At 57.2% G+C, this 14,120-nt stretch carries 13 protein-coding genes, 1 pseudogene and 1 riboswitch; of the genes and pseudogenes, 3 read left to right on the top strand and 11 right to left on the bottom strand.

Features of this window, described 5'->3' with window-relative positions; genetic code table 11:
- Window positions 1–123: 123 nt before the first annotated feature.
- The 6 genes and pseudogenes from ACZ1GS_RS11525 to ACZ1GS_RS11550 form a co-directional block, all read right to left on the bottom strand.
- Window positions 124–1,023 carry an alpha/beta fold hydrolase gene (locus ACZ1GS_RS11525; protein ID WP_472695331.1) on the bottom strand — a complete coding sequence of 300 codons (900 nt, stop codon included), beginning with the start codon at window positions 1,021–1,023 and terminating at the stop codon, window positions 124–126.
- A 119-nt stretch (window positions 1,024–1,142) separates the two neighbouring features.
- Window positions 1,143–1,652: a hypothetical protein gene (locus tag ACZ1GS_RS11530; protein ID WP_472695332.1), complete on the bottom strand. Its 510-nt coding sequence runs from the start codon at window positions 1,650–1,652 to the stop codon at window positions 1,143–1,145.
- A gap of 24 nt (window positions 1,653–1,676) precedes the next feature.
- Window positions 1,677–2,207, bottom strand: a complete 531-nt coding sequence (locus tag ACZ1GS_RS11535; protein WP_472695333.1) for a hypothetical protein — start codon at window positions 2,205–2,207, stop codon at window positions 1,677–1,679.
- Between the two features lie 473 nt (window positions 2,208–2,680).
- A complete protein-coding gene (locus ACZ1GS_RS11540) occupies window positions 2,681–3,163 on the bottom strand; it encodes a Rid family hydrolase (RefSeq protein ID WP_472695334.1) in 483 nt (160 codons plus the stop codon).
- Between the two features lie 5 nt (window positions 3,164–3,168).
- A pseudogene (thiC, locus tag ACZ1GS_RS11545) lies at window positions 3,169–5,078 on the bottom strand (phosphomethylpyrimidine synthase ThiC).
- A 40-nt stretch (window positions 5,079–5,118) separates the two neighbouring features.
- Window positions 5,119–5,245: riboswitch (TPP riboswitch) on the bottom strand.
- 114 nt (window positions 5,246–5,359) lie between these two features.
- Window positions 5,360–6,118, bottom strand: coding sequence for a hypothetical protein (locus tag ACZ1GS_RS11550; protein ID WP_472695335.1), 759 nt, complete (start codon window positions 6,116–6,118; stop codon window positions 5,360–5,362).
- A gap of 213 nt (window positions 6,119–6,331) precedes the next feature.
- Here ACZ1GS_RS11550 and ACZ1GS_RS11555 point away from each other — a divergent pair, with 213 nt between their 5' ends.
- Window positions 6,332–7,744 (top strand): hypothetical protein, encoded by a 1,413-nt coding sequence (locus tag ACZ1GS_RS11555; RefSeq protein ID WP_472695336.1) that lies wholly within the window; start codon window positions 6,332–6,334, stop codon window positions 7,742–7,744.
- Between the two features lie 112 nt (window positions 7,745–7,856).
- On the opposite strand, the gene ACZ1GS_RS11560 is transcribed toward ACZ1GS_RS11555, so the two are convergent.
- The 5 genes from ACZ1GS_RS11560 to ACZ1GS_RS11580 form a co-directional block, all read right to left on the bottom strand.
- The gene (locus ACZ1GS_RS11560) at window positions 7,857–8,531 is read right to left on the bottom strand and encodes a cytochrome b/b6 domain-containing protein (protein ID WP_472695337.1); all 675 of its coding nucleotides are present in this window, start codon (window positions 8,529–8,531) and stop codon (window positions 7,857–7,859) included.
- A gap of 6 nt (window positions 8,532–8,537) precedes the next feature.
- On the bottom strand, window positions 8,538–9,062 hold the full coding sequence (locus ACZ1GS_RS11565) for a c-type cytochrome (RefSeq protein ID WP_472695338.1): 525 nt from the start codon (window positions 9,060–9,062) through the stop codon (window positions 8,538–8,540).
- 116 nt (window positions 9,063–9,178) lie between these two features.
- Entirely contained in the window at window positions 9,179–10,084 is a 906-nt protein-coding gene (locus tag ACZ1GS_RS11570; RefSeq protein WP_472695339.1) for a MipA/OmpV family protein, read from the bottom strand.
- Between the two features lie 10 nt (window positions 10,085–10,094).
- Complete coding sequence (locus ACZ1GS_RS11575) at window positions 10,095–10,538, bottom strand: DUF2141 domain-containing protein (RefSeq protein WP_472695340.1); 444 nt, start codon at window positions 10,536–10,538, stop codon at window positions 10,095–10,097.
- A complete protein-coding gene (locus ACZ1GS_RS11580) occupies window positions 10,492–11,268 on the bottom strand; it encodes a sterol desaturase family protein (RefSeq protein ID WP_472698126.1) in 777 nt (258 codons plus the stop codon). The genes ACZ1GS_RS11575 and ACZ1GS_RS11580 overlap by 47 nt, the downstream gene beginning before the upstream one ends.
- A gap of 110 nt (window positions 11,269–11,378) precedes the next feature.
- On the opposite strand from ACZ1GS_RS11580, the gene crtY reads away from it, so the two are divergent.
- Together crtY and ACZ1GS_RS11590 are read left to right on the top strand one after the other, a co-directional pair.
- Window positions 11,379–12,551, top strand: a complete 1,173-nt coding sequence (gene crtY, locus ACZ1GS_RS11585; RefSeq protein ID WP_472695341.1) for a lycopene beta-cyclase CrtY — start codon at window positions 11,379–11,381, stop codon at window positions 12,549–12,551.
- A 12-nt stretch (window positions 12,552–12,563) separates the two neighbouring features.
- Window positions 12,564–14,075: a phytoene desaturase gene (locus ACZ1GS_RS11590; protein WP_472695342.1), complete on the top strand. Its 1,512-nt coding sequence runs from the start codon at window positions 12,564–12,566 to the stop codon at window positions 14,073–14,075.
- Window positions 14,076–14,120: the final 45 nt, after the last annotated feature.

Here is a 14,120-nt window from a genome sequence, read left to right on the forward strand (position 1 = left end):
GGTTTTTGGCCGATCGCCGCAAAGGCATGCATATATCATTTATTTGTGGTGCTTATTGATAACCTCAGTTGAATTACTCTCCAGAAACCAATGAAAATATCATTTGTCCATTATTCCAAACCCTCAAACCCCCTCCCGAAACTCCGCATAGGCCTGCAGCACATCCACCGCCCCTTCGGTCTGCGGATAGTGCCCCAGATGGTCCAGCCGCCACGCTGGCACCGCCGGGCTTAGCGCCGCGACCGCATCCACCAGATGCCCGCCGGAGACCGGGTCCTGGGTGCCGTTGATCAGGGCGATCGGGCATGGCGGGTCTTTCAGCACCGCTTCCCACCGCGCGCCGTGGGTGCGGCGGTCGGCGATATAGTGGAGCAGCTTGTGCTGGATCCGGTTGCCGCCATTTGTGCAGATGACTTGCCAATAGGCGTCGAGTTCGGTGGCGCTGGGCTGGGTGTCCTTGCCGAACACCGCGCTGAAGCTTTGGCCGAACCGCTCGCGGTTCATCAGATGGACGAACAGCCCGCCCAGCGGGCCGGCGAGCAGCTTCTGGATCGGCCGCGCGCGATGTTCCGAAGGCAGCAGGCCGCCGTTGAGAAAGGCGCAGCTCAGCACGCGATGGGCCAGCGTCCCTTCCCCGCTGCGCGCGAGCAATTCCTGCGCCGGGCTGACGCCAAAATCATGCGCAAGAATGTGAAAATCCGCCGCCAGATACTGGCCCACCAGATCCACCGCGAGGTCGACCTGCTCCTGCAGATCATAGCGGCGGTTTTGCGGCTTGTCGGAATAGCCAAAGCCAAGAAAATCAAACGCCAGCACCCGATAGCGCGCGGTCAGTTCGGCCCAGACCGGCAACCAGTCGAGGCTGGAGGTCGGAAAACCGTGGAGCAGCAGCAGCGGCGGCGCGGAAGGGTTGCCGCCGGTGTGGATGAAAATCCGGTGGCTCTGCCAGTCGACCAGCTGTCCGTCGGTGCGCCATTGGTCTGCACTTTGCGGTGTAATCGCGGCGGGGGTCTCAGCGGTCATGGGCGGTGGCTTTCTGGAATGGATCCTGAAACAAGTTCAGGATGACGGTGAGGGTCTGGATGGCGGTGAAGGTCCGGATGACGAAGGGGCGTTGGTTTGGATGCTCCGCGCGGCGTTTTTCATACTTGATAGAATGTCAGCTCATAATCATGGATACCCAGACCATCCTCGTCAGTAAATGTCACTTCAAACGAGCGATCCGGAAAATCATGCGCGAGTTTCACGCGGTAAATTTCAGACAATTTTCGTCCCAGATGCCTGCATTGCGCTTCGGTCAAAGCCCGGTCGCAATGCAGGTCGTCAATATGAAAATGATTGATAACCGCTTCAATCTGACCGCGATGATGGCTGAGGGCCTTTTCCCAATGCGCCACGGTCTCCTCATTGAAGTTGTCCTCAAGCAATATGTACGGACCATGCGCGACGAACTTCGGCCAGAATATCGTGCCGTAGCCAATGGCGAGTTCATAGTTTCCGGAACAACTGATCCAGGCATCAATGTCTATCCCATCGCCTTCGTTCCATAGTTTCATTTCCGGAATTAAGGAGTCAAAATCTTCGGTTGGCATGGCCAACGCCACCTCCTCTTCTTCTGTATCAAAGCCTTGCGATAGCAGTCCCATTGCCATGCTGACAATGGCGCCCTGCCCGGTTCAGATATCTGCCAACAGATCGTCCAGCCGGCGGACGCGGGCGCGGACCGAGGCGGCGCTGTCCTGGGCGGCGGCGCGCGCGGCGTCGCGGGCGGCGGTGCCATATTCCGGGTGCTGGGTGGCGACCCGGCACAGCGCATCGACCGACCAGGCGCGCAGGAATGGGCGATCATGGTGGAGCAGCGGCGTGAGCCAGCGGTCCATGACGGCCGCGCCATCGGCGGAAAAGCGGAGATCGGCGGCGCTCTGACAGATATGCAGCTGCGCCTGCCAATAGCGGATCGCGGGGATTTCATCCCAGAGGGCTTCGTGCTGCGCAGCGGAAAGCGCCGCCCCGCTGTCGAGCGCCGCCATGATCAACCAAGTCGCCCCACTCGACACCGCCGCTTGATCATGCGCCGCGAGCGCGATCAATGCGTCGAGATAGGCAGGCTCAGCGCCATAATCGGCTTCAATTTCCCCCAGCATACTGACCGCCCGGCCATCAAAGGCCTGAAGGCGATCAACCAGGGCGGTAGCGGACGGGGTCATGAAGCGTATTTACTCCAGTTTATCCCAGGACACCATATTCGGTCATCCCAGCCCTCCCTTTTGCGTCACCCCTGTCCAGCCTTTTGCGTCACCCCAGTCCTACCTTTTGCGTCACCCCAGACCTCCCTTTTGCGTCATCCCGGACTTGATCCGGGATCCAGAATGGCGGTCCGTACATTCCGCCCTGGACGCTGAATCACGTTCAGCGTGACGATCCATAGCTTGGGTCCGGTCTTCACGCCGCCTGTTCGCGGATCCTCGGCGCGGCAACATAGGGATGGTCCTTCAAGGCACGTAGGTCATTGGATATCCGCGTCCGGTCGCTGATCGCCCGGCCATCATCCCGGTCTTGCCTATCGCATCATCCCGGCCTTGCCTTTTGCGTCATCCCGGACTTGATCCGGGACCCAGAATAGCGGTCCGGGCAAACCACTCTGGATGCTGAATCACATTCAGCATGACGATCAATAACCTCACTCCGCCGGTTCATCCGCCTCGGGGGTCAGGCGCGCGGTGATCTTGATCTCGACCAAGCCGTCGGGCGTGTAAAGGCGGTCCACGTCAATTGCGGTCCAGGCCGGAAAAGGCGCTTTCACAAACCGGTTTTTGGCTGCGGCGAGCGGTGGCATCGATTGATCGATATCGACATGATAGGTGGTGATATCGAGTACATCGTCCCAGCTCGACCCGGCGCGCTTCAATATCGTGCCGAGATAGGCGAAGGTCCGGGCATAGCTTTCCTCGTCGGTCATGCCTTCCGGTGTCGGTCCGGCGATAACGCCGGACATATAGACCTTGCCATCGTGGATCACCGCCTGGGAGAAACCGAATTGCTCCATGAACGCGCGGCCCTGTTCGCTGTCAGGCATCAGGGTCTGCTTGGGCTCCGCCTGGGCAGCAGAGCTTGCCCCGATGATCGCCAGAGCGCCGGTGAGCGCTGTCCGTACAGTTTTCATAGGCTTTACTCCGCCGGTTCTTCGACTTCATCCTCGGGCAGGTAGAGCCTGTCGCCCTTGTCCTTGTAGACTTTCGCCATTTCGCGCATGCCTTCCTCCGCTGCGGCCTTGCTGGCGGCGGCGGTATCGGCACCGAGTTTTTCCGCAGCGATAAAACCTTCGGCGCTCTGGTTTTGCTTGCTGGCAAAGTCGCGCACTTCCTGGCTGATTTTCATCGAACAGAATTTCGGCCCGCACATCGAACAGAAATGGGCGGTCTTGGCGCCCTCTGCCGGCAGCGTCTGGTCGTGATATTCTTCCGCCGTGTCGGGGTCGAGCGAAAGGTTGAACTGGTCGCGCCAGCGGAATTCGAAGCGTGCCTTGCTGAGCGCATCATCGCGCACCTGCGCCGCCGGGTGGCCCTTGGCCAGATCGGCCGCATGGGCGGCGAGTTTGTAGGTGACAACGCCCACTTTCACATCATCGCGATCGGGCAGGCCGAGATGCTCTTTCGGCGTGACATAACAAAGCATCGCCGTGCCATACCAGCCGATTTGCGCGGCGCCAATGCCGCTGGTGATATGGTCATAGCCCGGCGCGATATCGGTGGTGAGGGGTCCGAGCGTATAGAAAGGGGCTTCCCCGCAAACTTCGAGCTGCTTTTCCATATTCTCCTTGATCTTGTGCATCGGCACATGGCCGGGCCCTTCGATCATCACCTGGACATCCGACTTCCACGCGCGGTGGGTGAGCTCGCCGAGGGTGTAGAGTTCCGAGAATTGCGCCTCGTCATTGGCATCGGCAATCGAGCCGGGACGCAGGCCATCGCCGAGCGAATAGGCAATGTCATAGGCTTTCATGATCTCGGTAATGTCGTCAAAATGCTCGTAGAGGAAGCTTTCCTTGTGATGCGCAAGGCACCATTTCGCCATGATCGACCCGCCGCGCGAGACGATGCCGGTGACACGCTTGGCGGCCATCGGCACATAAGGCAGGCGCACACCGGCGTGAATGGTGAAATAGTCGACGCCCTGCTCGGCCTGTTCGATCAGGGTGTCGCGGAAGATCTCCCAGGTCAGGTCTTCGGCGACGCCGCCGACTTTTTCGAGCGCCTGATAGATCGGCACGGTGCCGATCGGGACCGGGCTGTTGCGGATGATCCACTCGCGGGTGTCGTGAATATTGCGGCCGGTGGACAGATCCATCACGGTATCCCCGCCCCAGCGGATCGACCAGACCATCTTGTCGACTTCGTTCGCGACATCGGATGCCACTGCGCTGTTGCCAATATTGGCGTTGATCTTGACCAGGAAATTGCGGCCAATCGCCATCGGCTCGGTTTCGGGGTGGTTGATATTGTTCGGAATGATCGCCCGGCCCCGCGCAATTTCGTCGCGGACAAATTCGGGCGTGACATAGTCGGGGATCGCCGCGCCATAGCTTTCGCCATCGCGGACATATTCCTTGAGCCGCTCGCGCCCAAGATTTTCGCGTTCGGCGACATATTCCATTTCCGGCGTGATAATCCCCTGGCGTGCATAGTGCATCTGGCTGACATTGGCGCCGGGCTTGGCGCGAAGGGGGCGTTTTACGACATTCGGAAATTGCGGTACACCGCCGCTGCGATCGGGGCCAAGCTGGCCATTATCTTCCGGCTTGATCTCCCGCCCGTCATAGCTTTCGACATCGCCGCGCGCTTCGATCCATTCGCGGCGCAGCTGGGGCAGGCCCATGTTGATATCGATCAGCGCATCGGGATCGGTATAGGGGCCGGACGTGTCATAGACCCGCACCGGATCCTCGCCGCCTTCGAGATGGATTTCGCGCATCGCAACACGAATGCCCGATCCGCTATGCGCTGCAACATGGATTTTTTCGATCCGCGGATCGGTCCGGTGGTGACGCCTATTTCGGTTTTTGCGGGAAGATCGGCCATAGTCTTAACTCCAGTTACCGGAGCAGAGAGGCGGGATTTTTGTCTAAAACCGCTCCCTCCCTCCGCCGATATTAATCGGATCAGGTTCAACGGGTCGCGGATTTTCCGCTCTCAACCGCTGCCCGTCATTCGCAAATGGCGTCCAGGCGGCTCCCCGGGGATGAGTCGCAGACTAGGGCTTTAAAGAGAGGGACGCAAGGCGCGTTGATCGGGAAATGCATGGCGGCTGATCGATCCTGCCAATCTCGCGTAGCGATGCCGGCCGGAGCGCCCGGTCCGGCCTAACGATTAAGGGTCACCAGCCCATCGCGCAGCGATTGGCCGGTCTCCAGCAACTGTGCACGAGCGTCGCCGGTACCAAGCCGCTCTTGCTCTGCTTCGGTCAGCATATTGGTGTTCACGCGAATGGCATGGAATACCACAATGCGATCCACGACCCGCACGAATGAAATTTCCTCAAACAGCGGATAGGTCACGGTGCCAGGCAGGGCATAACCGGAATGAATAAGCACCGCTTTGCGGTCGCTCCGATCATCGGTAATGGTCAGCACCGCTGCATTTTTGCCATGCGAACCACCATAGATCCTCTGGATGATGTCGCCGGGGACCAGATGGTCCGGGCTATTGATGATCTCGGAATCCGGCTCGCCCGCAATTTGGGCTTCGACACGGGCCACAAATCGGCTGACGATTTCCTCGAATTTCTGTTGCTTGATGTCTTCGCTCGTCGGTTTGAGACCGATCCCGTAAAACACAATCGATTCACTGACTTCACCTGCGCCTTCCCAGGGTTCCACCGCCTCGGTGAAGAATAGCGCCATATTTGGTGCAATCTGCATTTTGGCGCGCGCATCGATATAATTGTCCGGTAATGGCAGCCGGATGGTCATGCCCAGTATCTCCATGGCTGGGCCGGTGAGCGCAGGCGAAGCTATCGGGGCGTCTGGATCGGTATGATGGTCGTTCGAGGCCTGTCCGACAGCGGTACTTGCCAAAAGGCCTAACAGCGCCGCCGGTAACAGTCGAATAGTCTTGTACACGCTTCATTTCCTTCCTCGCCCCGCCATGAGGCCCCTTGCTTTTAGAACCTCGTCAGAAGCAGTGGCAAGCGCAAACCTAGCGTTACCCAGATCAGAAAATTCAATTATCTCTTAAGCTTGCCTGTCCTCGACCGTTCTCAACCCCAGGATTATCTGCTCCCTCCTCACGGGAATGACGCAATTTTTTGGGGAACGCTTTCGCGCAACGCAGCCATGACCAGAACGGCTTCCAATACCATCCTCCAGACAATGATCTGGGCAACCGCCTGCGTGCTGGCACTGCTGTTGATCAGCAGTCGACCTGCTGCCGCCCAGATCACGATCAACAATGGCACCTATCCCACCGACACCAAACTCAATGCCGATGATACTGCCAGCGGCACGTTGACCGGTCTCGGCGAGCATGAGAATGTTACCTTTGATTTTTCCTATAGCGTCACGGGCACCGCGCAATGGGCGAGCGGTGTACAGTTTCAGAATCCGTCTGGTCTCGAGCAGCTGTGGACTCAGAATGACAATACCGACTTTGATGGCGATGTTGGCAGGTTCGCATTTGATTTCAGTGCATCAGTCGATCATTTTACCGTCACCCACGGGGGCTTGGATGCACAGGACACTGTCAGGGTTGAAGCCTTTCTCGACGGCGTCGCGGTTCCTGTGCTGCCAAGCTATTTCGACAATTTTACCGGCGGGGTCAATGTTTTGACAACGACCGCGACGACCACAACCTTGATCGGGCCGGCGGCCGGCAATTCCGATGAAACCGCCAACCAATATCGCCTCACCTTTCCAACAGGCGTGAAAATCGATGAGCTTAACTTCATCGGCGCGAAATTCAGCAATGACAATTTCAATGTCACCCTCGCCTTCTATAATTTTGAATGGGACGCCAACGCAATTGTTGCGGCCGATGACAGCATAACCGGTATCAACAGCAGCACGGGCGGCACTGCGGTCGTCAACGCATTTTCCGGTGACACTGTTGATGGTGATCCGGCCGGCCCCGGCAATGGCAACCTCTCCATTGCCACCGGGGCATCGGTCCCGCCGGGTCTGATGTTCGACACCGCGACCGGCAATGTCGACGTTACACCCGGCACCGCGCCGGGCGTCTACCTGTTCAACTATCAGCTTTGCGAAACCGCCAATCCCAGCAATTGCACGACCGCACAGATATCAGTGACGGTCGAAGACATTGCGGTTGTGGTCGCCAAAATTTCCGAAATTCACAGCGGCAGTATCTTCGCGCTTCCGGGCAATGATGTCATTTATACAATCACCGTGACCAACCAGGGCAGCGCTGATATCGATGCCAACAGCCTTCTGGTTGTTGATGCGTTGCCGGACACACTCAGCTTCTTCAACGGCGACATGAACGACGGCGACGCGGGTACCGATGCGGTGCTGTTTGTCGACAACGGCTCTTCCATCTCGTTCGATGCAACAGATGATGTGGCCTATTCCGATTCCCCGACCGCGCCGGCCAGCCTGACCGATTGTGACTATGTACCGGATAGCGGCTATGATCCCGATATCCGCTATATTTGCTTCAACCCCAAGGGCGTTTTTCCCGCCGGCAATCCCGATCCCAATTTTTCGCTCCAGTTTCGCGCGCGCATTGAGTGAAGCGCTGGTGAAGTTCCATTTGGCCGCGGCCTCTTTCCGCCGCAGCTTCCCCCATTAATGTGCGAACCGGCAGAACGGTGTCCGGATAGCTTCGAATTGCGCCGTGATGTATCTATCCGGCTTCGAGCACGGCATAGACGCTGCCCAGCGCAATCAATGCGGCGGAGATGAACTGGACCGGATGAATCTTGACAGGTGTTTCCGGCTTCGGCTGCGATGGCTCGATCCGGCGGCGGCCGGTGATCATCGGGCGCACCAGATTGGCTTTGAGACCCCAATGGTAAGCGGCAATGGCAACCAGATGCAGCACGATCAGTCCGCTGAGAATGTCGAAGTTCAGTTCATGAATATCGGCAAAATCACGGCCGGTCTCAAAAGAAACCAGAACCGCCAGCGGTCCCGATTCCAGTCCATCAACATCGACCGCAAAGAGACCGGTGCTCACTTGCAGGGCCAGCGTTCCAAGCAACGCAAAAACGCTCAACACACCCAAAGGGCTGTGACCGAAACTCGGTTTATCTGCGCCGGTTTTAAGCGATTGGATATAGTCTTTCAATGATCCCAGCTGGCGCAGCATCGGACCGAAGCGGGCGGTCACGGTGCCGATCACACCCCAGCAGAGACGAAAGACAATCAGGCCGAACAGGGTCAGACCCATGCGGCGATGCCAGTCCATCATGCCTTCTTCGGCCGTCCACCACATCAGCGGAATTAACAGCACGATCAACCAGTGAAACAGCCGGACCGTCCAGTCCCAGATCAATATTTGGATCTGATCGGCGGTCACGGCCCGCTAGTCGTCCAGGCGATAATCGTCGTGACAGGCTTTACAGGTTCCACCCGTTTCCTTGAACGCAGCGCCGATGGCAGCAATATCACCGCCCTGCGCGGCTTCGTTCAAAGCCGCAGCGGCATCTTGCATCGCCTGGGCCTTTTCCTTGAAATCCGCTTCATTTTCCCAGATCGCCGGGAGGGCGTCGGTTTCGATACCGGACTCAGGCCCGGTGCCGGCCGGGAACCAGTCGCCCAAGCCGGTGGCATTTTCCGGTACGCTGGCGGCAGCGGCCTGTATCGCGGCAATATCCGGGCTGTCGGCTTTCAGATTATCGCTGATCGTCTTGAAGGCCTTGCCGATCTTCTTCAGTTGCGCCTGACGGGTTTCAATCTGTTCCTTGACGGTCATGCCATTGGCCAGTGTTTCGGTGACGGCTTCGGCCGCCGCTTCGGGGGCGTCCGCTCCTTCATTCTGTCCGCATGCGCCGAGCAGGGCAACACTGGTGAGAGCGACGATTGAATATTTCATTTTCTGAATGCGCATCAAGACCTCCATGGGGAAATGGTTGGGAAAGGATATATATTTCGCTCGCGATTACAAGAAAATCTCAGAATTGCAGGTTGTTCACCGGCAATTTCGTCACAAAATGAAAGATCTGCCTAGAAGGTATAGCCGATGCCAACCGCGCCAAACCATTGGTCGGCGCTGCCCCGGATGGATGTCACTGGCGAGCGCTTGGCATCACCAAGCAGCCGCGAATAACCGCCGAGAAAAATTAGGCCCCAGCCGCCATTGAGCGCATTGCCGTCAAGATCGACCACGGCAAAGGCATTGGCGCCAACACTTTTCCAGCCCCCTTCAGCGGCGAAAGTCGGCAGTCCGCTGGCGGCGCTGCCAGTCGGCGATATGCTGTAATAATAGTCTCCGAAATCATCGTCGACATGCTCGGCGTTGAGAATCAGACTGACCGCTGCCCCGCGACTGAGCGGCGTGAAATAGGTCAGGCTGGGCGAAACAATCATGCCTTCATGCGCGCCAGCCACATCCCATTTGACATCCACGGCCGCGGTCAGCGAGTCAAACGGGTTGGTAATGCGGTTCAGCTTGACGCCCGCTGTCGGGCCGATTTCAATCGCTGTGTCTAGCTCACCAAGCAGCTCAACCACCGGATCTTCAATATCATTAACCCGGTCAAAGCTCGCGGTGACGACCGGACCGAGGAGAAATTCCACTTTCGCATTGTCGCGGTCGGGGATGACGTTGACCGCAAAACCCGGGCCACGTGGGGTGAAGTCTATCCCAGCGACACTGCCGGTGACCACCGGGAGCACCGAAAATGTGTAATCATCCGAACCATCATAGCTGGGGCCGTAGCTGCCGCCGATGCCAATCGTGACATAGGTATCATCAAAGACACTGTCCTGCGGAGGCCCTGACGGTTGCGCCTGAGCCGGTGCAGCCAGCATTATACCAAGGGGCGCTGCCCAGAGCGCGGCCCGTCGAGCGGAAATGGGGGATTGTGTCATCATGATATCATGCGCGCCGGCGCCAAAAGGTCCAGTCATTTTTCTGTTGTCAAAGAATATATTTCATCTTCACGGCATGCTTGGCATTGTCAGCGCCGATCGTGAATTGGGCCGATTTGAACTTTGGTGGTCCCATGCCGAGCTTGGGATTACGCGAGAAACCAAAGCCTTCGCGCGGCAGAAACAGCCGCATATCCATCTTGCCATTGGCGTTTTCATCATGGATCAGCGCAACCGCATAAGTGCCTGGCTTGACATTGGGGATGAGCACGCTGCCGGCATCCGTCGCCGCAACTTTCATCTTGCGCGCATTCTTGTCTTTCCGGCAATCCGGGAAATATTTGGGTTCGGAACTCAGACAAACCAGCACATCGCCTTTTTGTGACCGCAAGCCGGAAACCGCGATATTGACCGTTGCCGCCACGACCGGTGCCCCGGCGACCGGGCTAGCGACGGTGGTTGGTGTTCCCGCTGCGTCGGTCGGTGTCGCCATCAGCAATGTTGCCGAAATGGCCGAGCCCAAGATCAGTGCCGCATAATTTGTCCCAGAACCGGAAATATAACCCATAATTACCCCTATAACTCGCATGGTGTTTTTCGTGATGGGTCGCTGTTATCAGACCCTTCCCTAATGCCCCGTTAACCATCCAGCGGGGAAATAGCTCCCAGCCCATATGATTGGTCACTCCCATAACCGTCATAATCAGCAGGACAATCCCCAAAACGCTGACATGAATCGGTATTGCGATAACCAGAGCCGGGATGACCACCGCGCCGCTAATCGCCTCCAGCGGGTGAAAACTCATGGCAGCCCAAGCGGTTGGCGGCCGACTTTCATGATGAACCGCATGCGCCAGTTCGAACCATCCACGCCGGTGAAACAGGCGATGGGTCCAATAGAACCAGCTGTCGTGCAGAAAGAGATAGACGAAAAGCGAGAGCGGCAAATACCATATTGGGTACATGTTGAAGTCGGTATAAATTTGCGTCCATCCGGCATTCTGCCAGCCCCAGGCAATAATTCCTGCGGGTACGCCGTAAATAATCGCCGACCAAAGCGACCACCGGATTTCCTTTGAAATCTGAGGCTTGAGGCGATCATATTGCCCGGGATTGACCTTGCCGGTCAGCCAGGCGAAAAATCCACTGGTGATCAGATAGCGGACACCTACAATCACCGTCATTGCGATGGCAGACAGCAGGAGAGCGACGAATATTTCCATAGCCATCTGCTATGCCCCAGGACGGCGCTGAGCAAGGCCAAAACCAATTATTTTGCTACATGCTTTGGGACAGGCTTTCGTCGCCCCGGTCTATTCGCTAAGGCCACAACATGGCTGAGCCCGCTGCATCCAAAAATCACTATGATCTCGCCATTGCGGGCGGAGGATTGGCGGGTGGATTGATCGCGCTGGCGCTAAGCCAATTGCGTCCGGAATTGAACATCGCGCTGATTGAAGCCGAGGAACATTTTGGTGGCAACCATATCTGGTCCTTTTTCGAGAGCGATATCGATCCCGAGCACCGCTGGCTGCTGGATCCCCTTCTGTCCCGGCAATGGGACAATTATGACGTCCATTTTCCACAATATAGCCGGACCATTGCCAATCGCTATTTTTCGATAGAATCAGAAAATCTCGATCGCGAACTGCGCGCGCGCCTGCCGGTGACCGCATTGAAATCGGGCCACAAGGCGACCAGTCTTGACGATGGCCTTGTCGCTGTTGAGCAGAATGATCCTATCGCCGCCAACGCCATTATCGACGTGCGCGGCGGCGACAACAACACGGCGCTCGAATATGGGTGGCAAAAATTTTGTGGCCAAATGCTCCGGCTGAACGCCCCCCACGGGCTCAAGCACCCGATTATCATGGATGCCCGGGTCGACCAGATCGATGGTTATCGGTTCGTTTATTGCCTGCCGTTCAGCGAGACCGAGATTTTCATTGAAGACACTTATTATGCGGACAGCAAAGCCATGGATGTCGAGCAGTTGCGTAATCGGATCACGGACTATGCGGCTGCCCAAGGGTGGCAGATCGACAAGGTGGTCAGAGAAGAAATCGGGGCTTTGCCGGTTATTTATGGCGGGAATTTTGACCGTTTTTGGAAAAGCAATCCCGGCCCGGATGCCCGCGCCGGCGCGCGCGCTGCGATGATCCAGCCGATTACCAGCTATTCCCTGCCGATGGCCGTGCGCACTGCGATCAAGATTGCGGAACTGCCTGAACTCACACAGGAAAATCTCGACAAACTGTTGCGCAACATGGCAACAAAGCACTGGAAAAAAGGCAAATTTTATCGCATGCTCTGTGCATTCCTATTCAAGGGCGCAGACCCGGAGAAACGCTATCTGACCCTGCAACATACATATACCAAGGACGCGGACTTGCTGGCCCGTTTCTATGCCGGAAAATCGACCATGCGGGATCAGGCCCGCCTGTTGACCGGCAAACCGCCAATTCCGATTATACGCGCTATCCCGCTCTTACTAAAATACCGATGAGTAATCTTGCCCATGACTGATGTGACTAAAAGCCAACCCGAACTGTTCCAAAAAGCCGCGGTCATTGGCTCCGGCTTTGGCGGCCTGGCGCTTGCCATCCGCCTGCAATCTGCTGGTATCCAGACAACCATATTAGAGTCCCGCGACAAGCCCGGGGGCCGGGCCTATTATTGGGAAAAGGAAGGCTTTATCTTTGACGGTGGACCAACCGTCATCACCGACCCGGACTGCCTCAGCCAGCTGTGGGATCTGACCGGCCATGACATGGCCAAAGATATCGAGCTGATGCCAGTATCCCCCTTTTACCGTCTCAACTGGCCGGACGGGACCAATTTCGACTATGTCAACGATCCCGAAGAGCTCTACGCCGAAATTGCGAAAATCGAACCGGATGATGTCGAAGGCTATAAGCGCTTTCTGGAATATAGCGGCGGGCTGTACGAAGAAGGCTATGTGAAGCTTGGAACCAAAGCGTTTCTCGATTTCAAATCGATGGTCAGTGCAGCGCCAGCCCTGATGAAGTTTCAGGCCTATCGCTCTGTTTATGCAAAGGTTTCTTCCTTTGTGAAGAATGAAAAGCTGCGCGAATTCCTGTCCTTTCAATCGCTGCTTGTGGGCGGCAATCCGATGTCGACGAGCGCGATTTACGGGCTGATCCACAAGCTCGAGCGGCTCGGTGGGGTCTGGTTCGCCAAGGGCGGCACCAACATGCTGGTGGCGGCAATGGTCAAGCATTTCGAGCGGCTTGGCGGTACGATCAGATTGTCTGATCCGGTCACCAGCATCGACACGGTTGGCGATCGGGCATCTGGCGTGACCTGCAAATCCGGCTGGAGCGAGCAATTTGACGCGGTGGCTTCCAATGCCGATGTCATGCACAGCTATCGCGATCTGCTGGGTCACAAGCATCGCAGCGACAAGGTCACGACATCGCTCAAGAAAAAGCAATATTCGCCATCTTTGTTCGTCGTCCATTTCGGGCTCAAGGGCAGCTGGCCCGGCATACCGCATCACATGATCCTGTTTGGCCCGCGCTATAAGGGCCTGCTCGAGGACATTTACGACAATGGCGTGCTGCCGCAGGACTTCTCGCTTTATCTCCACCACCCGACGATCACCGATCCGGAAATGGCGCCCGAAGGGCACAGCACCTTCTATGTTCTTGCACCGGTACCGCATCAGGGCAAATTGCCGATCGACTGGGAGGAAATGGGACCGATCTATGAAAAGCGCATCTTGGATGAAATCGGTCATCGTCTCATCCCGGATATTCATGATCGGATCGTCACCAGCTTTCACTACACGCCGCAGGATTTCGGCACGGATCTCAACGCCCATCTTGGCAGCGCCTTCAGTCTCGAACCGCTGTTGACCCAAAGCGCCTGGTTCCGGGTCCACAATCGCGATGATGTCATCAACAATCTCTATTTTGTTGGCGCAGGCACCCATCCCGGCGCGGGCGTTCCTGGTGTTGTTGGCAGTGCCAAGGCAACCGCTGAACTGATGCTGGAAGATCTAGCGTGACGAGGCGCTGGTGCTGTTTGTCCCCGTCTTGATCCTGATGCCACA

It is taken from the genome of Parasphingorhabdus sp. W113 (genome assembly GCF_055693205.1).